We start from the raw sequence: 20,534 nt of genomic DNA on the forward strand, positions 1-20,534 counted from the left end.
GTGGTACGGGACACCACGGCCGTTCAGCGGCGGTGGATTGGGCAAGTGGAGGTACGGGTGTCTGGAGCACGACTCGTGCGGACCCTGGCGGTCGCGAGCGTCATCGCGCTCACCGTCGCAGGGTGCGGAGGCGGCAGCGGTACATCGGGTGACGGGGGGCAGACCTCCGGCGGACAGGCGGCGCCGGGCAAGCCGGGCGACGCGGCCGACCCGCGTGGTGACGGCAACGCCAAGTGCAGCAATGTCTCGCTCGCCTACATCGGCACCATCAACGGCGGCAACGCCGCGCTGGGCCAGGCCATCCTCAACGGCGCGCAGCTGGCGATCAACCAGCACAACAGCGCGAACGCCGGATGCCAGGTGAGCCTGAAGAAGTTCGACTCCGAGGGCAGCCCGGACAAGGCGCCGGGTGTGGTCACCCAGGCGATCACCGACTCGACCATCGTCGGCGTGATCGGCATGCCGTTCTCCGGTGAGTCCAAGGCCGTCGGCGGCACCTTCAACGAGGCCGGTCTGGTCACCATCACGCCTTCGGCGACCAACCCCGGCCTGACCAAGAACGGCTGGAAGACCTTCTTCCGCGGTCTGGGCAACGACGCGGTGCAGGGCCCGGCCGCGGCGAAGTTCCTCACCGACGAGCTGCAGGCGCAGAAGGTCTGCGTGATCAGGGACGACTCGGAGTACGGCACCGGCCTGGCGGACGCGATCAAGGGCGCGCTGGGCGCCAAGGTCACCTGCGAGGACCAGATCAAGACCAACCAGCGCGAGTTCTCCGCCACCGCGAGCAAGCTGAAGTCCGCCAACGTGGACGCCATCTTCTTCGCCGGCTACTACGCCGAGGGCGGCCCGCTGGCCTCCAAGCTGTTCGACGAGGGCATCAAGGCGAAGTTCGTGGCGCCGGACGGCACCAAGGACGATGAGTTCATCAAGGGCGGCGCGGACGGCGCCGAGGGCGCCTACCTGACCTGCCCGTGCGTGCCCGCGGACGCCTTCACCGAGTTCTCCACCGCCTACAAGCAGCTCTCCGGCAAGGAGCCGTCGACCTACTCGGCCGAGGGCTACGACGCCGCGACGATCCTGCTCAAGGGCATCGACAAGGGCCTGAAGGACCGTCCGGGCATGCTGGACTTCGTCAAGAACTACGAGGGCCAGGGCCTGACCAAGAAGTTCAAGTGGGACGCCACCGGTGAGCTCACCGACACGCCCGTCTGGTCGTACAAGGTCGAGGGCGGCAAGATCGTCAAGTACAAGCCGATCACCAAGTAACCCGACCTGACAGTTCACCGCACTGGGGCACGGATGCACGCATTCGCCTGCGTATATCCGTGCCCCAGGCGTATGCACCGCAAGAAACGGGCGGATCTGTGATTCAGCAACTAGGCACAGTTCTCGCGCAGGACTCGGGAAGCGGAATCGGCTTCAACGTTGACCTGCTGCTGGAGAACTTCTGGGCCAACACCGTGGACGGCTTGTCCTACGGCAGTATCTACGCGCTCATGGCGCTGGGCTACACCCTCGTCTACGGCGTGCTGCGGCTCATCAACTTCGCGCACTCCGAGGTGTTCATCGCGGGCGCCTTCGGCATCTGGTTCACCTTCGACGCGCTCGGCTTCAAGCCGGGACCCACGCCCGCGCTGGGCACCGGGGAGATCATCGGCACGCTGGCCTTGGCCATCGGGGTCGGCATGCTCGTCTCCGGCGCGGTGGCGGTGATCCTGGAACGCGTCGCCTATCGACCGCTGCGCAAGCGGAACGCGCCCTCGCTGGTCTTCCTGATCACCGCGATCGGCGCGTCCTTCGTGCTGCAGCAGATCTTCTTCGTCTGGCGTGGCGGCAACGCCGAGGGCGCGATCCGCATCATCCGGCCCACCACCCAGTTCGAGATCTTCGGCGCGCGGGTCACCAACGTGCAGATCATCGTCTTCATCGCCGCGCTGGTGCTGATGTTCGTCGCGGACGCCTTCATCAGGCGCAGCAGGCTCGGCCGCGGCATCCGGGCGGTGGCGCAGGACCCGACCACCGCGACGCTGATGGGCGTCAACCGGGAGCGGGTCATCATGGTGACCTTCCTCATCGGCGGCCTGCTGGCCGGCGCCGCCGCGTTGTTCTACGTCATGCAGATCCCATCGGGTGTCATCTACACCGGTGGATTCCTGTTGGGGCTCAAGGCCTTCACCGCCGCGGTCCTCGGCGGGATCGGTAACCTGCGGGGGGCGGTGCTCGGCGGCCTGCTGCTCGGTGTGGTGGAGAACTACGGACAGTCGCTCTTCGGCGGCCAGTGGCGCGACGTGGTCGCGTTCGTGCTGCTGATCGTGGTCCTGATGTTCCGGCCCACCGGCATCCTCGGCGAGTCCCTCGGGAAGGCACGGGTATGAACGCACAACACGAGAAGACCGCGGCCGTGCCCTTCGGCCAGCGCGTGCGTGACTGGTGGAACGGCCTGAGCCGCTTCCAGCAGTGGGGTGTGCTCATCCCGCTGGTGGCGTTCCTGTACCTGCTGCCGCTGCTCAACCCGCCGCTGCTGACCACAGAGCCGGGCACCGACTTCCAGATCGCGCTGTTCAACGCGGCCCGCTTCGCGCTGATCGCGATCGGGCTCAACGTGGTGGTCGGCCAGGCCGGTCTGCTCGACCTCGGCTACGTCGGCTTCTTCGCCGTCGGCGCCTACGTCGCGGCGCTGCTGACCTCGCCGGAGTCCCCGCTGCGCTGGGACTACCCGTGGATCGCGGTGATCCCGGTGGCGATGCTGGTGACCATGGTCTCCGGCGTGCTGCTCGGGACACCGACACTGCGGCTGCGCGGGGACTACCTGGCCATCGTCACCCTCGGCTTCGGCGAGATCGTCCGGCTGCTGGCCGACAACGTGCCGGGGCTGCGCGGCAACCGCGGCTTCCAGGACGTCGGCAGGCCGGAGCTGGAGAACGCCGCGGGCGCCGCGGTGTTCAACTCCACCAACGGCACCCCGTGGTACTGGCTGACCATCTCGATTATCATCGTGGTGCTGGTGCTGGTCGGGAACCTGGAGCGCAGCCGGGTCGGCCGGGCCTGGATCGCGATCCGGGAGGACGAGGACGCCGCGGAGATCATGGGCGTGCCCACGTTCAAGTTCAAGCTGTGGGCCTTCGCCATCGGCGCCGCGATCGGCGGCCTGTCCGGGGTGTTGTACGCGGGCCAGATCGGGTTCGTGAACAACCAGAAGTTCGACGTGGTCACCTCGGTGCTGTTCCTGGCCGCGGTGGTGCTCGGCGGGTCCGGCAACAAGGTCGGCGTCATCCTGGGCGCCTTCGTGATCTCCTATCTGCCGGACAGGTTCCAGGAGATCGCCGAGTACAAGTACCTGATCTTCGGTATCGCGCTGATCGTGCTGATGCTGTTCCGCCCGCAGGGTCTGCTGGGCGCGCGGCAGCGGCTGCTGGCCAGGGGCAGGCAGGCTTACCAGAAGCTGCTGGGCAAACCGGAGCAGATCGCCACGGAGAGCTCGATGCTCGACTCGAAGAAGGGGGTGCAGGGGTGAGCGCGGACAAGCGCGACGACGAACCGGTCGTCGAGGGCGGTCTGGTCGCCGAACTGGAGCGGATGACTCCGGAGGAGCGGGCCGCGCACGAGGCCGAGGTGGCCGAGGCGGTCGCCGCCGACCGGGACATCGCGGTCGAGGTCGGGGACACCCTGCTCAAGCTGGACGAGGTCACCATGCGCTTCGGCGGCCTGGTGGCCCTGGACGGGGTGAACTTCGAGATCCGCCGCGGCGAGATCCTCGGGCTCATCGGCCCCAACGGCGCGGGCAAGACCACCTGCTTCAACGCGATGACCGGGGTCTACCGGCCCACCAGCGGCCAGGTGCTGCTGGAGGGCAAGCCGATCGGCAAGCGCAAGCGCTTCCAGATCACCCGGCTCGGCATCGCCCGCACCTTCCAGAACATCCGGCTCTTCGGCGAGATGACCGCGCTGGAGAACGTGGTCGTGGGCACCGACGCGCGGCACAAGACCAGCGTGCTCGGCGCCCTGCTCCGGCTGCCAAGGCACCACGCCGAGGAGAAGTCCGCGGTGGAGAAGGCCATGGCGCTGCTGGAGTTCGTCGGCATCGCCGACCGCGCCGCGGAGAAGGCGAAGAACCTGCCCTACGGCTACCAGCGCAGGCTGGAGATCGCCAGGGCGCTGGCCACCGAGCCGAAGCTGCTGTGCCTGGACGAGCCGGCGGCGGGGTTCAACCCGGCGGAGAAGGAAGAGCTGATGGGGCTCATCCGCAAGATCCGCGACGACGGGTACACCGTGCTGCTCATCGAGCACGACATGAAGCTGGTCATGGGCGTCACGGACCGGATCGTGGTGCTGGAGTTCGGCAAGAAGATCGCCGAGGGCCTGCCAGCCGAGATCCGGGACAACCCGGCCGTGATCGCTGCCTACTTGGGGGTGCCCGACGATGGCGCTGCTTGAGCTGAACAACGTCTCCGTGCACTACGGCCGGATCCAGGCGCTGGCCGGGATCAGCCTGCGCGTCGAACCAGGCGAGATCGTCAGCCTGATCGGCGCCAACGGCGCGGGCAAGTCCACCACCATGCGCGCCATCAGCGGCGTCCGGCCGCTCTCCGGCGGCACGATCACCTTCGACGGCCAGGACATCTCCAAGCTGCGCGCCGACCTGCGCGTCGTCCGCGGCATCTGCCAGTCGCCGGAGGGCCGGGGCGTCTTCCCCGGCATGACGGTGCTGGAGAACCTGGGCATGGGCTGCTACACCCGCAAGGACAAGGCGGCCATCGCCGAGGACTACGAGCGGGTCTTCGAGCTGTTCCCGCGCCTGGCCGAACGCAAGAACCAGGTCGGCGGCACCATGTCCGGCGGCGAGCAGCAGATGGTCGCCATCGGCCGCGCGCTGATGGCCAGGCCGAGGCTGCTGCTGCTGGACGAGCCGTCCATGGGCCTGGCCCCGCAGTTCATCCAGCAGATCTTCCGGATCATCCGGGAGATCAACCAGCAGGGCACCACGGTGCTGCTGGTGGAGCAGAACGCGCAGCAGGCGCTGAGCCGGGCGCACCGGGGGTATGTGCTGGAGACCGGGCGGATCGTGAAGGAGGGCACGGGGGCGGAGCTGCTGGCCGACCCGTCGATCAAGGAGGCTTATCTCGGGGTGGCTTAGGCGCCGAGTACGCCAGATGTGGATGACGGCTGGTCGCGGGAAGCGCGGCCAGCCGTTGCCATTGAGCGACCGCAGGGCGAAGCCCGCGAGCCGGGCGACGGGTTGGCTTTTCAACACTTGTCCGAAGTCTTGAGGTTCCCCATGCCCGTCAACCTGGAGACATCGCACCGCATCCCAGCGAGCGCGTCCGCTCGCTGGGATGCGGTTAGCAGTCTCCAGGCCGTACGGAGAAGACGAGAGGCCCGCTTTGTGGGTTTTCAACCCCGTGCCGGGAGTCAGTTCAGTTCTTCGGATCCCCGGGCGGGCGCTCGCGCAGAATGCAGGTCAGCTTCGCCGTGCACAACCGATGCCCGTCCTCGTCGCTGATCACGATCTCGAACGTCGCCGTCGTCTTGCCCCGGTGCAGCGGCGTGCACACCCCGGTCACGATGCCTTCCCGGCCGGCCCGGTGGTGCGTGCAGGCCAGTTCCAGTCCCAGCGCGATCCGCTCCGGCGCCGCGTGCAGGGCCGCCGCCACCGAGCCCAGGGTCTCCGCCAAGACCGCGCTCGCGCCGCCGTGCAGCAGGCCGTAGGGCTGCCGGTTGCCTTCGATCGGCATCGTGCCGACCAGCTTCTCCGCGTCCCAGGAGGTGATCTGGATGCCCATCTTCTCGGTGAGCTGTCCGGCGGGGAAGTTGCTCAGGTCGACCAGGCTCACCAGGCTCACCATCACCTTTCAGGGGTGTCCGCGCGCGGGGGGCGCGGGGAACGTCGTACCGTCACCTTAGACTCGCCGCCGTGACCCAACCCGACCGCCATGACGCGCGCCGACTGTTGCTGATCGATGGGCACTCGATGGCCTACCGGGCCTTCTTCGCCCTGCCCAAGGAGAACTTCCAGACCGCGACGGGGCAGACCACCAACGCGGTGTACGGGTTCACCTCGATGCTCATCAACCTCCTGCGGGATGAGCAGCCGTCGCACATCGCGGTCGCCTTCGACGTCTCCCGGGTCACCTTCCGCACCGAGGCCTACGCCGAGTACAAGGCCACGCGCAGCGCCACGCCGGATGAGTTCCGCGGGCAGGTCAGCCTCATCCAGGAAGTGCTCACCGCGCTGGCCATCCCGTTCCTGAGCAAGGACAACTACGAGGCCGACGACCTGATCGCCACGCTGACCACCCAGGCGGAGGCGGACGGGTTCGAGGTGCTCATCTGTACCGGGGACCGGGACGCGCTCCAACTTGTCACCGACAAGACGACCGTGCTGTACCCGGTCAAGGGCGTCTCCGAGCTGACCAGGTACACCCCGGAGGCGGTGCAGGCCAAGTACGGGCTCTCGCCCAACCAGTACCCGGACTTCGCGGCGCTGCGTGGCGACCCCTCGGACAACCTGCCCAAGATCCCCGGGGTGGGGGAGAAGACCGTCACCAAGTGGATCCAGGAGTTCGGTTCGCTCAACGGCCTGGTCGACCGGGTGGACGAGGTCAAGGGCAAGGCGGGGGAGAACCTGCGGGCGAACCTGGACGCGGTGCTGCTCAACCGGCGGCTCACCGAGCTGGTCCGCGATGTGGAGCTGCCGGTCGGGGTGGCCGACCTGGCCGCGCGGTCCTGGGACCGGGACGCGGTGCACCGGCTGTTCGACGAGCTGGAGTTCCGGGTGCTGCGCGAGCGCCTGTTCGCCACCCTGTCCACCGCCGAACCCGAGGCGGAGGAAGGCTTCGAGGTCACCGGCGAGACCCTGGCGCCCGGCGCGCTCGGCGCCTGGCTGGCCGAGCACGGACGTGGCGGGCGGCTCGGACTGTCCTTTGTGGGCGCCTGGGCCCGCGGCACCGGCGACCTGACCGGCATCGCGCTGTCCACTGTGGACGGTCAGGGCGCGTTCGTGGACGTGACCGCGCTGACCCCCGAGGACGACGAGGCGCTCACCGCCTGGCTCGCCGACGCCGGCGCGCCCAAGGCCGCGCACGACGTCAAGGGGCCGCTGTACGCCCTGCGCGCCCGTGGCTGGACGCTCAACGGGCTCACCTCCGACACCGCGCTGGCCGCCTACCTGGTCCGGCCCGGTCAGCGCTCCTTCGACCTCGGCGACCTGGTGCTGCGCTACCTGCAGCGCGAGCTCCGGGTGGACGACGCGGGCGAGGACGGCCAGCTGTCCCTGCTGGAGGACGAGAGCGAGACCGCGGCCAAGGCCGCCACCAAGGAGATCCTGCGGGCCCGCGCGGTGGCCGAGCTGGCCGGCGCACTGGACGAGGAGTTGGAGCGCACCGGCGGGTCCCGGCTGCTCGCCGAGCTGGAGCTGCCGCTGCTGGGCGTGCTGGCCGAGCTGGAGATGGTCGGCATCGCCGTGGACGACGACCTGCTCACCGAGCTGGAGGCGCACTTCGCCGGCCGGGTCAAGCAGGCCGCCCAGGACGCCTACGGGGTGATCGGCAAGGAGATCAACCTCGGCTCGCCCAAGCAGCTGCAGGTGGTGCTCTTCGACGAGCTGAACATGCCCAAGACCAAGCGCACCAAGACCGGCTACACCACCGACGCCGAGGCGCTGCAGAAGCTCTACGAGGACACCCAGCACCCGTTCATGGCGCACCTGCTCGAGCACCGGGACGCCACCCGCCTGAAGACCACGGTGGACGGGCTGCTCAAGTCGGTCTCCGACGACGGCCGCATCCACACCACGTTCAACCAGATGATCGCGGCCACCGGGCGGCTGTCCTCCACCGAGCCGAACCTGCAGAACATCCCGATCCGCACCGAGGAGGGCCGCACCATCCGGCGGGCCTTCGTGGTCGGCGGCGGCTACGCCGAGCTGATGACCGCCGACTACAGCCAGATCGAGATGCGCATCATGGCCCACCTGTCCAAGGACGAGGGCCTGATCGCGGCGTTCAACTCCGGCGAGGACCTGCACACCTACGTCGCCGCCCAGGCCTTCGACGTGCCCACCGAGGAGGTCACCGGCGAGCAGCGCCGCCGGGTCAAGGCCATGTCCTACGGCCTGGCCTACGGCCTATCGGTCTACGGCCTGGCCCAGCAGCTGCGGATCTCCGCCGAGGAGTCCCGCGCCCAGATGGACGCCTACTTCGCCCGCTTCGGCGGCGTGCGGGACTACCTCAACGAGATCGTGGAGAAGGCGCGCAGGGACGGCTACACCGAGACCATCCTCGGCCGCCGCCGCTACCTGCCCGACCTCAACAGCGACAACCGGCAGCGCCGCGAGATGGCCGAGCGGATGGCCCTCAACGCGCCCATCCAGGGCAGCGCCGCCGACATCATCAAGGTGGCCATGCTGGGCGTGCACCAGGCCATCTCCGCCTCCGACCTGCGCTCCCGGATGCTGCTGCAGGTGCACGACGAGCTCGTGCTGGAGATCGCCGACGGCGAGCGGGCGGCGGTGGAGGCGCTGGTCCGCGAGCACATGGGCAACGCCTACCAGCTGGACGTGCCGCTGGACGTCTCGGTCGGCGTCGGCCACTCGTGGGACGAGGCCGCGCACTGACCCCGGGGGTCGCCCCGCGGGTCAGCGCTGCTGGTCCTCGGGGCGACCCAGGGTGATCCCGCCGGTCACCGTGTCGGCCTGGACCACCGAGCCGTGCACCGTGCCGGTGATCGTGTTGCGGGTGCCGCCGCGCGCCTCGGGCTCGCCGCGCTGCGCCCACACCGCCACCCCGGCCGCGGCCAGGGTCAGCACGCCCAGCGCCACCCACGCCCACACGTTCGTGCCCAGGTCGGTGGCCACGTTGACGGTGACGCCGATACCGGAGGCGACCAGCGCTGACAGCAGGGCGACCAACCAGCGGCGCATTCGAGCGGCCTCCTCGTATCAGGGCGTGTGACCGCAGGGTACGGCAGTAGGCTGCCCGCCGTGCTGCTCCAGTGGAACGAGCCACTTCACCTGAAACCCCAACGCATCCTCGTCGCCGGGGCCTCCGGCGCGGGCAAGACGACCATGGTCGGCGAGCTGGGCCGGATCTTCGCCTTGCCGACCGTGGAGCTGGACGCGCTCTACCACGGTCCACAGTGGATTCCCCGGCCCACCTTCCTTGCCGAGGTCACCGAGTTCGCCACCAGCGATGAGTGGGTCTGCGAGTGGCAGTACGACTCGGTGCGGCCGCTGCTGGCCGAACGCGCCGAGCTGATGGTCTGGCTGGACCACCCCCGGCACACCGTGATCCGGCGGGTCGCCTGGCGCACCTACCAGCGCCGCCGCCGCGGCGAGAAGCTGTGGAACGGGGAGCAGGAACCGCCGCTGCGCACCATCTTCACCGACCCGGAGCACGTGGTGCGCTGGGCCTGGTCCACCTATCCGAAGGTGCGGGCCAGGGTGCGCGAGCTGCTGCCCACCGAGCTGCCCGTGGTGCGGCTGCGCGGCCAGCGCCAGGTCGACGCCTGGCTGCGCGCCATCGCCGGACCCCACGCTGGGTAGGCCCGGACAACTACGTCGAGCTGTTCACCCAGGACGACCGCTACCGCACCGCGGTGGTGGCGACGCTGACGTACGTGCCTCGGTGCGCCCGGTCGAGGAGCTGCTCGGCGCGGCCGGGTTCGGCACTGTCCTGGGCAACTCGCTGCTCGTGACCACCAGCACCGCGCTGGGCACCATGGTCTCCTGCGCGCTGTTCAGCTTCATCCGGGCCTGGAACTACTTCTTCACCCAGTCCCTGGTGCCGATACTCCTGTTCTTTCTTGCCTTCCAACGCTTCCTGGTTCAAGGTGTAGCGACCTCGGGCCTGAAGGGGTGAGCGCCGATGGCGGATCGGACGCCTGCCGGCCACCTGCGCGGCTCCGCCGTGTGGTGGGACCGCCTGTCCACGCTGTCCGACACCGTGCTGCTCGGCCTGCTCGTCGCGGCCTGCGCGGTGCCGGTGCTGACCCTGCCCGCGGGGTTCGCCGCCGCCTGCGCGGTCACCGCCCGCTGGCGCGACGGCGAGGCCCCGGCGCTGCTGCCGGTCTTCCGCGCCACCCTCGGCAACGGCCTGCGCCGCCACCTGCTCGCCGGCACCGGCTTCCTCGCGGTGACCGCGTTGCTCACCCTGAACCTGATGCTGCTGGCCGACCTGGAACTGCCCGGCGGCTGGGTGCTGCACTGGCTGGTCCGCCTGGTCACCCTGTGGGCCTTCGCGCTGCTCCTGCTGGCCGCGGCCATCGTCGGCGCCACCGGCCGCGGCTGGCTGGCCGCCGCCCGCGTGGCCTACGACAAGGCGGTGCTCGACCCCGGGGGCTTCCTGCTGGTGGCCTGCGCGCTCGCCGCGGCCGGGGTGCTGGTGTGGGCGCTGCCGCCACTGCTGCTGGTGGTCGCCGGACCGCTCGCGGTGGCCGCCACCGCGGTCAGCCTGCGCGAGGAGCCCTAGGACACGCCCTAGCGGCTGTGCAGCGGCATCCAGCCCACCCCGTCCACGGTGTGCCAGTACTTGCTGCCCTCCACCAGCAGGTAGCCGGTGCGAATGCGGTGGACCTGGGAGTTGGCAGGCAGCTTCTCACCGCGGCCGGCCTGCCGGAAGGACCGCGCGCCCTCATCGAGCACCCAGCTCCGGCCCTCGATGTCGAGCGCGACCAGCTGCCCGCCGGGCCGGGGCAGCATGCTTGTCATCGAGCGCGGGTGTTCGTCCCGCTTGCCGTCCTGCCAGAGGAGCTCCCAGCGCTCGCCGCGCTGGCGGTACAGGGCCGAGCGGCTGGCCGTGGCCGACTCCGCCCGCCCGTCGTGGGTGATCAGCTGGATGAAGCCGACCTCGCCGGACTCGGCCACCTCGACCTGCACGACCGTGCCCGGACCACCTGACGGCAGCTCGGCCAGCCGCCAGCTGCGGCCCTCATCAGCGCTGGTGGCCACCACCGGCCGCCCGTCCTGCTTGCCGACCACCCGCCAGCGGCCCTTGGTGTCCGGGAACGGCAGGGGGTAGGCCTCGGCCAGCGGCGGCAGGGTGCGCAGCTCGGCCCGCCGCCCGGACTCCGGCAGCAGCACCATGATCTTCGGCAGGCAGGCCGCCCCCGGCTGGCAGTACCGCTCCAGCAGGCCACCCGCCGGGATCGAGTCCACCGGCGCGGCGTCCTCGGTCACCTTGCTCCAGGTACGCCCCCGATCCGCGCTGAACCAGTGCGCACCTTCGTTGGCCCGCACGACCAGCCGCTGCTGCCCGAGCGCCGTCACTCCGACCGACAGCCGCGAACGCTCGCCGCGCAGCTCCTCCGGCAGGTCGGCGAAGGTGATCCCGCCGTCCTCGGACTCCATCAGCGTGTGCGCGCACCGGGGTTCGGTCTGCCCCCGGCAGTGCCCGAGCACACCGAAGAAGTGCCGCCCGGCGACCACGTCCACCGAGCGCAGCTGCGGCACCGCGGGCTCCTCGGCCACCGTGGTGGTCGGTCCCGGCGGTGGCGCGGGCGGGTCGGTGTCTTCGCGCAGCACGACCACCGTGGCCACCAGCACCGCCGTGATCGTCACCCCGGTCAGCAGCGCCCGCCGCCGCGCGGACAGCTCGGTCACCGGCGACCACCCCCTCGTCCCCTGGCGTCCCCGATCGGCCAAGGCTACCGGCGCTGGGCCCGGCACGGGGCTAGGTCGTGTCCTCACAGTCCCGCCCGCGATAGCCGCGCCGGTTTGGTCGCTGGCGGCACGGCCGGAACGCCCGGATACGTCCGGTATGAGGCCGTCCCGGCCGCACCGCCAGCGACCAAACCGATCACGACTTTCGCAGACGGGACTGTGAGGACACGACCTAGCGCGGCCCCGCCACCTCCGCCGCCTTCCGCGCCGCCGCCGTCACCCAGGGCAGCTCCGCCGTGCCCCGGCTCAGGTTCACGTAGAGGGCGCGCGCGTGCGCCACGTACCGGTGCCGCCGCGTCAGGTAGCCGTACTGCGTCGCCCGGTGGTAGTCGCCCTGGCACACCGTCGAACCCGCGCCCTGCCGGGGACACCAGATGCCCCAGTCCGCGGTGTTCGTGCCGCTGAGCTCGCCGAAGGCGGTGTTCGCGGTGGCCGCGTCGGGCAGCGGGAGCACCACCACCGAGATCAGCACCTGGTCGGAGTGGTCCACGTAGGTCGCGGCGAGCATGGTGGTGCACCTGGCCCTGCGCAACGCGTCCCGCACCGGTGCCCGCTCGGCGTTGCCCAGGCAGCTCTGCTGGCCGCCGCTGCGCAGGGTGTACTCCACGTTCTTGCTGTCCCGGAAGGACTTCGGCAGCAGCGCCTCGGTGGTCAGCGGGGTGCGGTCGGTGTCTTGCCGGTCCAGGCTCTTCGGGTCGGCGGCGGTGCTGGCCGGGGCGGCGGTGCTGGCGGGGGCCGCGGTGACGCGCTGCGCGGTGGTGGCCGGGGTGGCGCGTCCGGTGGTGGCGCGGGTGGTGCGTTCCGTGGTGGCCGTGGTCGTGCGCGCCGTGGTGGTGCTCGTGCTCAGGCCGAGACCGCCGTTGACGAAGTCGGCGAACGGCTGGTGCTGGGAGTACGCCAGCACCAGCACCGCGATGGTGCCCAGCACCGCGGCCACCACCCGGCCGGACCGCGCGGGCGGTGCCACCACCGGCGGCGGGAGGTCGTCGGTCAGCGTGGTCGAGGCCGGGTCGAGCAGCTGCCGCGCCTCGGTCGCGCTGGGCCGCCGCTCCGGGTCCTTGGCCAGCAGCCGGGCGATCAGCGGCGCCAGCTCACCGGCGTGCTTCATCGGCGGTGGCTCGTCGAACCGGATCGCGTCCAGGGTCGAGCGCGGCGGCTCCCGCCGGAACGGCGAGACGCCCTCCACCGCCCGGTAGAGCGTCACCCCCAGCGAGAACAGGTCGCTCGGCGCCGCACCGGCCGCTCCGGCGGCCCGCTCCGGCGACAGGTACTCCAGGGTGCCGATGATCATCCCGGACTCGGTGACCTGCGGGTCGGCCTCGTGCACCGCGATGCCGAAGTCGGTGAGCAGCACCTCGCCGCCCTCGGCCAGCATCACGTTGGCGGGCTTGACATCCCGGTGCGTGATCCGCGCCGCGTGCACCGCCTCCAGCGCCGCCAGCAGCGCCGTCGCGACCTCCCTGACCTCGGCCACCGGCAGCCTGCGCCGCTCCTTGAGCCGCTCACCCAGCGACCGCCCGGCCACCAGCCGCATCACCAGCCACGGCTTGTCGTCCTCGATCACGATGTCATGCACCGGCACGATGTTCGGGTGCTCCCGCAGCGCGGCGGCGTTGCGCGCCTCCCGCTCCGCGCGCGTCAGCCGCTCGGCGTGCTGCTCCTGCGACAGCGCGGGCGGCAGCCACACCTCCTTGACCGCCACCGGCACCCGCAGCGTCTCGTCGTAGGCCCGCCACACCCGCCCGAACCCACCGGCGGCCAGCCGTTCGGCCAGCCGGTAGCGCCCGCCGACCAGCCGCCCGGTCCGCGCTTCCTCCTGTGCCATGAACCCCCACCAGGCATCCGGCTCCGCAGTGAGCCACCCACTCTGCCCGGCGCGGCGGCGGGAAAGATATCGGTAGGAGTACCGATTCCGGCACAGCTCAGCGCTTGCCCCGACCCATGCCCCTGACCAACAGCATCACCGACTCGCGGACCTCCTCGCGGGTCCGCTGCCGCTGGAAGGTCTGCCAGTCCAGCGCCACCACCAGCAGCGTGCCGAACAGCGCCGCCGAGGCGGTGCCCACCTCCACCCCGCACAGCCGTCCCGCGTCCGCGTGCCGCTGCAGCACCCGCTTGACGATGGCCACGATGTCATCGCGCAGCAGCGAGAGCGTGCCGTGGAACTGGCCCGGCGTCCGCCACATCTCGCTCACCAGCAGCTGCGCGAACTCCGGGTACTCGCCGAAGAACAGCAGCGCCCCGTCCACCAGGGTCTCCACCGAGGACTCGGTGTCCGGCACCTCCTCGGCCCGGCGCAGCTGCCCGGCCAACAGGTCCACCCCGTGCCGCAGCAGCGCCTCGACCAGCCCGTCCTTGCTGCCGAAGTTGTAGTAGACGGTGCCCTTGGCCACCCCGGCGCTGGCCGCGATCTCGTCCACGGTGACCCCGGCCGCGCCGCGCTCGCCGATCAGGCGCAGCGCGGCGTCGAACAGCTTCTGCTTGCTGGTGGTCTTGCGCACCGTCTTCGCCGCGGTGTTCACAGCACCAGCTCCGGCTTGAGCTTCGTCGGCGTCCACACCCGTTGTTTGTAGGCGGCCAGGCAGGACAGCGCCAGCCCCAGCACCAGGTACATCGACAGCACCGTGACGTCCTCCCACACCGGGCCCAGTCCGCCGCCATAGAGCAGGTGCCGGTTGCCGTCGACCACGTAGGACAGCGGCAGGATCAGGTGCAGCGGCTTGAGCGGGTCGGGCACGGTCTGCCACGGGAAGGTGCCGCCCGCGGTGGTCAGCTGCAACACCAGCAGCACCAGGCCGACGAACTTGCCCGCCGGGCCCAGCAGCGCGTTCAACCCGTGCAGCACCGCGGTGAAGGCCAGCGAGGTCAGCAGCATGAAGCCCAGCGCGCCCCACGGCCGGGCCGGGGTGATGCCCAGCGCCAGTGTCACCACGCCGAAGAGCATCGCGGTCTGCACCGCGCCGAGCACCGCGGCGGGCAGCCAGCCGCCCAATGCCACCCTGACCGGGTTGGCGCCGGAGGCCAGCGCGCGCCGGGACAGCGGGCGCAGCAACAGGAACAGCACGAACGCGCCGATCCACAGCGCCAGGCCGAGGAAGAACGGGGCCAGGCCGGAACCGTAGTTGGGCGCCTGGTTCTCCCCGACCGCGCGGACCGCGACCGGGTCGCCGATGGTGCGCGCGGTGGCCTTGCGGGTCTCGTCGTCCGGGTTCGGGATCTGGCCGGCGCCCTCGGCCAGCTTGCCGTGCAGCTCGCCGTTGCCGTCGCTGACCTTCTTCGCGCCGTCCTGCAGCTCCGCAGTGCCCGAGTAGAGCTTGCCGGAGCCGTCGTCGGCCTTGCGCACGCCGTCCCGCAACGTCTTCGCGCCATCGGCCAGCTTCTTCGCCCCGTCCGCGGCCTCGCCGATCTTGCCGGTCAGCTCCGCGCTGCTGGCGGCCAGGGTCTTCGCGCCGTCGGCGACCTGCTTGGACCCGTCGGCGAGCTGCCTGACCTGGCCGACCGCGCCCTGGATCTTGTCGTTGGTCTCCCGCACCGGTTTCCCGGCCTCGGTGACCGCGGCCAGCACCCGCTGCACCTGCTCCTCGGCCAGGCCCAGCTCGCGCAGCCGCTTGGCCAGGTCCTCCTTCTTGCCGCTGAGGAAGTCCACCAGGTGCTGCGAGCCCTCGGCGACCGTGCCTGCCTTCTGCGCCAGCTGCGCGTTGCCGTCGGCGACCTTGGCCGCGCCGTCGGCCAGCTGCTTGGTCTTGCCGGGCAGCGGCGCGGTCTTCTCCTTCATGGTGGCCATGCCCGTGGCCAGCTCACCGTTCTTGGCCGCCAGGGTGTCCGCGCCGTCGGCCAGCTTGTCCAGGCCGGTGTGCAGCTCGTTGATCTTCTCCCGGGCGGTGCCCACCCCGTCGGAGACCTTCTTCGAACCGTCGGCCAGCTTCCCGGCGCCGTCGGCGGCCTCCAAGGTCTTGTCCCGCAACGTGGAGAAGCCCATCAGCAGCCGGTCCGCGGCCTCGGTGCCCGCGTCCGCCGCGACCGCCCGCCGCACCTCGCCGACCACCTTGTCCGCGATGGTGCGCACGATGTAGTTGTTGGCGTCGTTGGTGGTCAGGATCAGCGTGCCCTGCCTGGGCTCGAACTTGCCCGGCGAGGCCAGCGCGGCGGAGAAGTCGGCTGGCAGGGTCAGCGAGAAGGTGTACTTGCCGTCCCGCACCCCGGTCTCGGCCTCCTGGGCGTCCACCCGGTGCCAGTCGAAGGCCTCGGAGTTGGCCAGCTTGTCCGCGACCTTCTCCCCGGCGCGCAGGTCCCCGCTGCCGGTGTCGGCCACCACCAGCGCGGCCGGCACGTCCTTGAGCTTGCCGTAGGGATCCCAGTTCGCGTACAGGTACAGCGCGCCGTAGAGCAGCGGCACCAGGGCCAGCGCGACCACGGCGAGCTTGGGCAGCTTGCCCGCGGTGATCCGTTGGAACTCGCCCTTGGCCAGGCGGAAGGCAGTCATCGGGTCTCGTCCTCAGTGTTGCTCACGGTGAAGGCGGGCGGCTGGACCTGGCGGCCCAAGCGGGCCGCGGGCAGGTCCAGCAGGCGCGCCGAAGTCTCGGTGCACAGCACCACCACCGCCCGGTCGCGGGTGGCGTGCTGACGGGCGACGGTCCACCAGGTGTGCGGGTCGTCGCAGTGCCGGTCCGGGCAGTCCAGCACCAGCAGCCGCACCTCGGGCCGCTCGGCGGCCAGCTCGGTCAGCAGCCGGGTGCGCACGGTCGGCGGGATCCGGTCGAAGCGGGTGGCCGCGTGCTGCTCGGCGTCGTGCCGCCGCAGCCAGTCCCGCACCGCGGCCCGCCCGGCAGGCTGTCCCGCGAAGGAGAGCTCCTCGCCGACCACGGTGCGCAGCGGCAGCGCGTCCTCCGGCTCGGTCACCCCCGGCGCGTCGATCACGGCGACCCGCTTGCGCAGCGCCGCGTCGTCGCGCCGCCCGTCCACGGTGACCTCGCCCGCCGAGGGCGCCATCCGCCCGGCCAGCATCAGCGCCAGCGGCGTGTGCCCGGTGCCGGGCTCCCCGGCGACCAGGGCGACCTGTCCCGCGTGCACCCGCAGCGTGGTCGGCCGCAGCAACGGGCCGTGCGCGCCGTTCACGCCGACTTCCCTGGCCAGGATCTCCACCGGGTGCTCTCCTCGCGGGCTCTTTACCAACTCTTTGAACTGACCGGTCAGTTCAAATTGTCCCCTCGGAAGGCCGCCCGCGCAACTCGGACAGACCGCGCAGAGCACTCTTACCGGCCGTCCGGCCTGGAAAACCCCGGCATCCGGATCCTCATCCCGGTCGCCGCGCCGCGCCACCCGTGGCCGCGCTCGCCCGTCCCGCCGGCTAGCGGAGCGCCCCCGCCGGCCGGATCTCCCACATCGTCCACAGCGGCCGGTAGCCCTGCCGCGCCCAGAACACCGAGGACAGCGGGTTCGGCGGGTTGAAGTACAGGTAGCTGCCGGCCACCCCGGCCGTGGCGAACTCCGCGTGCGCGGCCGCCATCAGCAGCTGCCCCACCCCGGACCCGCGCGCCCCCGGCAGCACCGACACGCAGTTCACATAGCCCCAGCGCCCGTGCGGCAGCCGGGCCGCCGCCGCGGTCCTGGGGCCGGAGTCGGTCCAGCCGCACTCCGCTAAGCCCACCGGCACCCCGTCGTGCTCGGCCAGCCACACCGGGTCGCCCGCGCGCAGCCGGTTGGCCAGCGCCTCCCGCTTCAGCGCCGCCGCGTCCGGCCGGATCACCGCCGAGCCGACCAGCGCCGAGTACGCCAGCTCCAGCATGGACAGCTCCACCGCCGCGTCCAGGTCGGCCAGCCTGGCCCTGCGCACGGTCAGCGGGCCGGGAGAGGGGGCGGTGGACCCGAGCCGCTCGCGCACCGCCAGCACCGACAGCGGGACCAGGCCGTGGTCCAGCAGCGCGCGGGTGGCGGCCACGTCCCGGCTGGGCCAGTTCAGCACGCAGGCGGAGTCCGGGTCGAAGTCGGCCTGCCCGGCCATCCGGTGCTGCCAGGCCCGCAGCAGCGCGTCCATGCCCGCCCGGCCGCTGGCGCCCAGCACCGGCACCAGCTCCCACACCCTGGCCGCCGACCACAGCCGGTTCGCCGAGCCGGGCGGGTACTCGGTGAACTCCACCATCCCGGCCACCCGGCCGCCGTCGGGCAGCGCGGCGCTGACCGCGTCCCCGCGCACCGGCCCCGCGGCGGGCGGCAGCAGCGGGTCGAGACCGGCGAAGTGCGCGGTCTGCGCCGCCAGCAGGTCACCGACCAGTGTCATGGACCGGCCTTGTGGCAGCGGAAGATCGCGGTGCCGGGGAAGAGCTCACCGCGCAGCGGGCTCCACTGGCCCCACTCGCGGGTGTGGCCCTCCGGCCACTCCGGCTCCAGCAGTTCGTCCAGCAGCAGCCCGGCCCGGTTCAGCTCGCGCAGGTAGTCGCCCATGGTCCGGTGGTGCTCGACGTAGGTCGGCGTGCCGTTCTCGTCGACCTCCAGGTACGGGGTGCGGTCGAAGTAGGACTGCATGGCGACCAGCCCGGCCTCGCCCGGGTCGTCCGGGAAGATCCACCGCATCGGGTGAGTCACGGCGAAGACCCACCGCCCGCCCGGCTTGAGCACGCGGTGGACCTCCGACAGCAGCAAGCCAAGATCGGCCACGAACGGCACCGCGCCGAACGCGCTGCACACGGTGTCGAAGGCCCCGTCGGCGAAGGGCAGCTGGTCCCCGCTGGCCTGCACCAGCGGCACCCGCACCCCGACGTCCAGGCCGGCCTGCTGGGCGTGCCGCAGCATCCCGGCCGAGACGTCCAGGCCGACCGCGTGCGCGCCCTGGGTGGCCAGCCAGCGCGCGCAGGCCGCCATCCCGCAGCCCATCTCCAGGATCCGCCGCCCGTCGAGCTCGCCCAGCAGTCCGAGGTCGCGCTCCAGCAGCCCTTCTGGGCACCAGACGAACTCCGCCTCGCCCAGGAACTCCGCGTGTTCTGCTTGGTAGTCGTCGGCGTCTGCGTCCCACCAGATCCGGCTGGCCAGCCGCGACTCCTCGGCGTCCACCCGGCGTTTGACCACCTTCGACGTGCCGAGAACCCGCTCGGCGGTGGCGTGGCGGTCCTCCGCTGGCGCGGCCACGGCTGCTCCTTCTGGCTAAAGACACCCCACCGGGTTTGCCCGGCGATCGAGAGGGTGCGTACGATACTGAACGCGCTATAGGTGCGCTCTGCCCGGAACCGGCACTGTTGTGGATCTCCTCGTCGGCTGCGGTGGCTGGAGCCGCGCCGCCCGGCGAGCTACACCCACAACTTCAGTCCGTATCGACACCCAATCCGTACCGGAGCAACCCACCTAATGTCCACCGACACCACCACCGTTCCCGCCGCGGCCGCGCAGGTCGCCATCAACGACATCGGGACGGCGGAGGACTTCCTCGCCGCCATCGATTTGACCATCAAGTACTTCAACGATGGCGACATCGTCGAAGGCACCATCGTCAAGGTCGACCGTGACGAGGTGCTTCTCGATATCGGCTACAAGACCGAGGGCGTCATCCCCTCGCGCGAGTTGTCGATCAAGCACGACGTCGACCCCGCCGAGGTAGTCACTGTCGGTGATCACGTCGAGGCCCTCGTTCTCCAGAAGGAGGACAAGGAAGGCCGTCTGATCCTCTCCAAGAAGCGTGCTCAGTACGAGCGCGCCTGGGGCACCATCGAGGCGCTCAAGGAGAAGGACGAGCCGGTCAAGGGCACCGTCATCGAGGTGGTCAAGGGTGGGCTCATCCTCGACATCGGGCTGCGTGGCTTCCTGCCCGCGTCCCTGGTCGAGATGCGCCGCGTGCGCGACCTCCAGCCGTACGTCGGCCGCGAGCTCGAAGCCAAGATCATCGAGCTGGACAAGAACCGCAACAACGTGGTCCTGTCCCGCCGCGCGTGGCTCGAGCAGACCCAGTCCGAGGTCCGCAGCGAGTTCCTCAACCAGCTGCAGAAGGGCCAGGTCCGCAAGGGCGTTGTGTCCTCCATCGTCAACTTCGGCGCCTTCGTCGACCTTGGCGGTGTGGACGGCCTCGTGCACGTCTCCGAGCTGTCCTGGAAGCACATCGACCACCCCTCCGAGGTGGTTGAGGTCGGCCAGGAGGTCACCGTCGAGGTGCTCGACGTCGACATGGAGCGCGAGCGCGTCTCCCTGTCGCTGAAGGCCACCCAGGAAGACCCGTGGCGCCAGTTCGCCCGGACCCACGCGATCGGCCAGATCGTGCCGGGCAAGGTCACCAAGCTGGTTCCGTTCGGCGCGTTCGTCCGGGTGGACGAGGGCATCGAGGGCCTGGTCCACATCTCCGAGCTGGCCGAGCGCCACGTGGAGATCCCGGAGCAGGTCGTCCAGGTCGGCGACGACGTCATGGTCAAGGTCATCGACATCGACCTGGACCGTCGCCGGATCTCGCTGTCCCTGAAGCAGGCGAACGAGGGCTTCACCGCGGACTCCGAGTTCGACCCGACCCAGTACGGCATGGCCGCCGAGTACGACGCCGAGGGCAACTACATCTACCCCGAAGGCTTCGACCCGGAGACCCAGGACTGGCTCGAGGGCTTCGACAAGCAGCGCGAGGAGTGGGAGAAGCAGTACGCCGAGGCGCGTGCCCGCTACGACGCCCACATCAAGCAGGTTGTCAAGGCCTCCGAGGCCGACGCCGAGGCAGCGGCCGCAGGCACCACCGGCGAGGGCGGCGCCCCCGCCAGCACCGGCGGCGGCAACTACAGCTCCGGTGGCGACAGCAGCGGCACCCTGGCCAGCGACGAGCAGCTGGCCGCCCTCCGCGAAAAGCTCTCCGGCGGCGCCTGATCCCAGGCCGCTAGCGAGCTAGCAAGCTAACCCCTCGGCCCCGCACCCCCACCAG

General features: G+C 70.9%; 19 protein-coding genes. 10 read left to right on the top strand and 9 right to left on the bottom strand.

The annotated features are described in order from the left end of the window. Nucleotides 1-57: 57 nt before the first annotated feature. The 5 genes from M8C13_RS36385 (at nucleotide 58) to M8C13_RS36405 (ending at nucleotide 5,134) form a co-directional block, all read left to right on the top strand. On the top strand, nucleotides 58-1,266 hold the full coding sequence (locus M8C13_RS36385) for a branched-chain amino acid ABC transporter substrate-binding protein (protein ID WP_252485339.1): 1,209 nt from the start codon (nucleotides 58-60) through the stop codon (nucleotides 1,264-1,266). 98 nt (nucleotides 1,267-1,364) lie between these two features. Then, a complete protein-coding gene (locus M8C13_RS36390) occupies nucleotides 1,365-2,375 on the top strand; it encodes a branched-chain amino acid ABC transporter permease (RefSeq protein ID WP_252485340.1) in 1,011 nt (336 codons plus the stop codon). Continuing rightward, on the top strand, nucleotides 2,372-3,514 hold the full coding sequence (locus M8C13_RS36395; protein ID WP_252485341.1) for a branched-chain amino acid ABC transporter permease: 1,143 nt from the start codon (nucleotides 2,372-2,374) through the stop codon (nucleotides 3,512-3,514). The genes M8C13_RS36390 and M8C13_RS36395 overlap by 4 nt, the downstream gene beginning before the upstream one ends. Before the next feature lie 62 nt (nucleotides 3,515-3,576). Beyond that, entirely contained in the window at nucleotides 3,577-4,434 is an 858-nt protein-coding gene (locus tag M8C13_RS36400; RefSeq protein ID WP_252485356.1) for an ABC transporter ATP-binding protein, read from the top strand. Then, nucleotides 4,421-5,134 carry an ABC transporter ATP-binding protein gene (locus M8C13_RS36405; RefSeq protein ID WP_252485342.1) on the top strand — a complete coding sequence of 238 codons (714 nt, stop codon included), beginning with the start codon at nucleotides 4,421-4,423 and terminating at the stop codon, nucleotides 5,132-5,134. The genes M8C13_RS36400 and M8C13_RS36405 overlap by 14 nt, the downstream gene beginning before the upstream one ends. Before the next feature lie 280 nt (nucleotides 5,135-5,414). Here the strand turns inward: M8C13_RS36405 and M8C13_RS36410 are convergent, their stop codons facing one another. Beyond that, a complete protein-coding gene (locus M8C13_RS36410) occupies nucleotides 5,415-5,780 on the bottom strand; it encodes a PaaI family thioesterase (protein WP_252485357.1) in 366 nt (121 codons plus the stop codon). A gap of 188 nt (nucleotides 5,781-5,968) precedes the next feature. Between M8C13_RS36410 and polA the strand changes: the two genes are divergently transcribed. After that, nucleotides 5,969-8,611, top strand: coding sequence for a DNA polymerase I (gene polA / locus M8C13_RS36415; RefSeq protein WP_252485358.1), 2,643 nt, complete (start codon nucleotides 5,969-5,971; stop codon nucleotides 8,609-8,611). A 21-nt stretch (nucleotides 8,612-8,632) separates the two neighbouring features. Here the strand turns inward: polA and M8C13_RS36420 are convergent, their stop codons facing one another. Continuing rightward, the gene (locus tag M8C13_RS36420) at nucleotides 8,633-8,917 is read right to left on the bottom strand and encodes a hypothetical protein (RefSeq protein WP_252485343.1); all 285 of its coding nucleotides are present in this window, start codon (nucleotides 8,915-8,917) and stop codon (nucleotides 8,633-8,635) included. A 60-nt stretch (nucleotides 8,918-8,977) separates the two neighbouring features. Between M8C13_RS36420 and M8C13_RS36425 the strand changes: the two genes are divergently transcribed. The 3 genes from M8C13_RS36425 (at nucleotide 8,978) to M8C13_RS36435 (ending at nucleotide 10,463) form a co-directional block, all read left to right on the top strand. Then, nucleotides 8,978-9,538, top strand: coding sequence for an AAA family ATPase (locus tag M8C13_RS36425; RefSeq protein ID WP_252485344.1), 561 nt, complete (start codon nucleotides 8,978-8,980; stop codon nucleotides 9,536-9,538). Between the two features lie 82 nt (nucleotides 9,539-9,620). Further along, nucleotides 9,621-9,854: a hypothetical protein gene (locus M8C13_RS36430; RefSeq protein WP_252485345.1), complete on the top strand. Its 234-nt coding sequence runs from the start codon at nucleotides 9,621-9,623 to the stop codon at nucleotides 9,852-9,854. Between the two features lie 6 nt (nucleotides 9,855-9,860). Next, entirely contained in the window at nucleotides 9,861-10,463 is a 603-nt protein-coding gene (locus M8C13_RS36435) for a hypothetical protein (RefSeq protein ID WP_252485346.1), read from the top strand. An 8-nt stretch (nucleotides 10,464-10,471) separates the two neighbouring features. Here the strand turns inward: M8C13_RS36435 and M8C13_RS36440 are convergent, their stop codons facing one another. The 7 genes from M8C13_RS36440 to M8C13_RS36470 all read right to left on the bottom strand — a co-directional run bounded on the left by M8C13_RS36440 (nucleotide 10,472) and on the right by M8C13_RS36470 (nucleotide 18,775). Then, a complete protein-coding gene (locus M8C13_RS36440) occupies nucleotides 10,472-11,593 on the bottom strand; it encodes a hypothetical protein (protein ID WP_252485347.1) in 1,122 nt (373 codons plus the stop codon). Nucleotides 11,594-11,825: 232 nt separating this feature from the next. Continuing rightward, nucleotides 11,826-13,478, bottom strand: a complete 1,653-nt coding sequence (locus M8C13_RS36445; protein WP_252485348.1) for a serine/threonine-protein kinase — start codon at nucleotides 13,476-13,478, stop codon at nucleotides 11,826-11,828. Between the two features lie 97 nt (nucleotides 13,479-13,575). After that, nucleotides 13,576-14,175 carry a TetR/AcrR family transcriptional regulator gene (locus M8C13_RS36450; protein ID WP_252485349.1) on the bottom strand — a complete coding sequence of 200 codons (600 nt, stop codon included), beginning with the start codon at nucleotides 14,173-14,175 and terminating at the stop codon, nucleotides 13,576-13,578. Then, entirely contained in the window at nucleotides 14,172-16,136 is a 1,965-nt protein-coding gene (locus tag M8C13_RS36455) for a YhgE/Pip domain-containing protein (protein WP_252485350.1), read from the bottom strand. Before M8C13_RS36455 ends, M8C13_RS36450 begins: the two co-directional genes overlap by 4 nt. Continuing rightward, nucleotides 16,133-16,795, bottom strand: coding sequence for an ATP-binding cassette domain-containing protein (locus M8C13_RS36460; protein WP_252485351.1), 663 nt, complete (start codon nucleotides 16,793-16,795; stop codon nucleotides 16,133-16,135). Before M8C13_RS36460 ends, M8C13_RS36455 begins: the two co-directional genes overlap by 4 nt. A 205-nt stretch (nucleotides 16,796-17,000) precedes the next feature. Continuing rightward, a complete protein-coding gene (locus M8C13_RS36465) occupies nucleotides 17,001-17,930 on the bottom strand; it encodes a GNAT family N-acetyltransferase (RefSeq protein WP_252485352.1) in 930 nt (309 codons plus the stop codon). Then, entirely contained in the window at nucleotides 17,927-18,775 is an 849-nt protein-coding gene (locus M8C13_RS36470; protein WP_252485353.1) for a class I SAM-dependent methyltransferase, read from the bottom strand. The genes M8C13_RS36465 and M8C13_RS36470 overlap by 4 nt, the downstream gene beginning before the upstream one ends. A gap of 216 nt (nucleotides 18,776-18,991) precedes the next feature. On the opposite strand from M8C13_RS36470, the gene rpsA reads away from it, so the two are divergent. Next, complete coding sequence (gene rpsA / locus M8C13_RS36475; RefSeq protein ID WP_252485354.1) at nucleotides 18,992-20,479, top strand: 30S ribosomal protein S1; 1,488 nt, start codon at nucleotides 18,992-18,994, stop codon at nucleotides 20,477-20,479. The last annotated feature ends 55 nt before the right edge of the window (nucleotides 20,480-20,534 follow it).

Source organism: Crossiella sp. SN42 (assembly GCF_023897065.1).
Taxonomy (GTDB): Bacteria; Actinomycetota; Actinomycetes; order Mycobacteriales; family Pseudonocardiaceae; genus Crossiella.

What these genes read in the sequence shown, in the direction of transcription:
- polA (WP_252485358.1), top strand. Translation starts at nt 5,969, where the DNA reads ATGGCCTACCGGGCCTTCTTCGCCCTGCCCAAGGAGAACTTCCAGACC.
- M8C13_RS36400 (WP_252485356.1), top strand. Translation starts at nt 3,577, where the DNA reads ATGACTCCGGAGGAGCGGGCCGCGCACGAGGCCGAGGTGGCCGAGGCG.
- M8C13_RS36445 (WP_252485348.1), bottom strand. Translation starts at nt 13,478, where the DNA reads ATGGCACAGGAGGAAGCGCGGACCGGGCGGCTGGTCGGCGGGCGCTAC.
- M8C13_RS36405 (WP_252485342.1), top strand. Translation starts at nt 4,421, where the DNA reads ATGGCGCTGCTTGAGCTGAACAACGTCTCCGTGCACTACGGCCGGATC.
- rpsA (WP_252485354.1), top strand. Translation starts at nt 18,992, where the DNA reads ATGTCCACCGACACCACCACCGTTCCCGCCGCGGCCGCGCAGGTCGCC.
- M8C13_RS36395 (WP_252485341.1), top strand. Translation starts at nt 2,372, where the DNA reads ATGAACGCACAACACGAGAAGACCGCGGCCGTGCCCTTCGGCCAGCGC.
- M8C13_RS36410 (WP_252485357.1), bottom strand. Translation starts at nt 5,780, where the DNA reads ATGGGCATCCAGATCACCTCCTGGGACGCGGAGAAGCTGGTCGGCACG.
- M8C13_RS36465 (WP_252485352.1), bottom strand. Translation starts at nt 17,930, where the DNA reads ATGACACTGGTCGGTGACCTGCTGGCGGCGCAGACCGCGCACTTCGCC.
- M8C13_RS36455 (WP_252485350.1), bottom strand. Translation starts at nt 16,136, where the DNA reads ATGACTGCCTTCCGCCTGGCCAAGGGCGAGTTCCAACGGATCACCGCG.
- M8C13_RS36435 (WP_252485346.1), top strand. Translation starts at nt 9,861, where the DNA reads ATGGCGGATCGGACGCCTGCCGGCCACCTGCGCGGCTCCGCCGTGTGG.
- M8C13_RS36420 (WP_252485343.1), bottom strand. Translation starts at nt 8,917, where the DNA reads ATGCGCCGCTGGTTGGTCGCCCTGCTGTCAGCGCTGGTCGCCTCCGGT.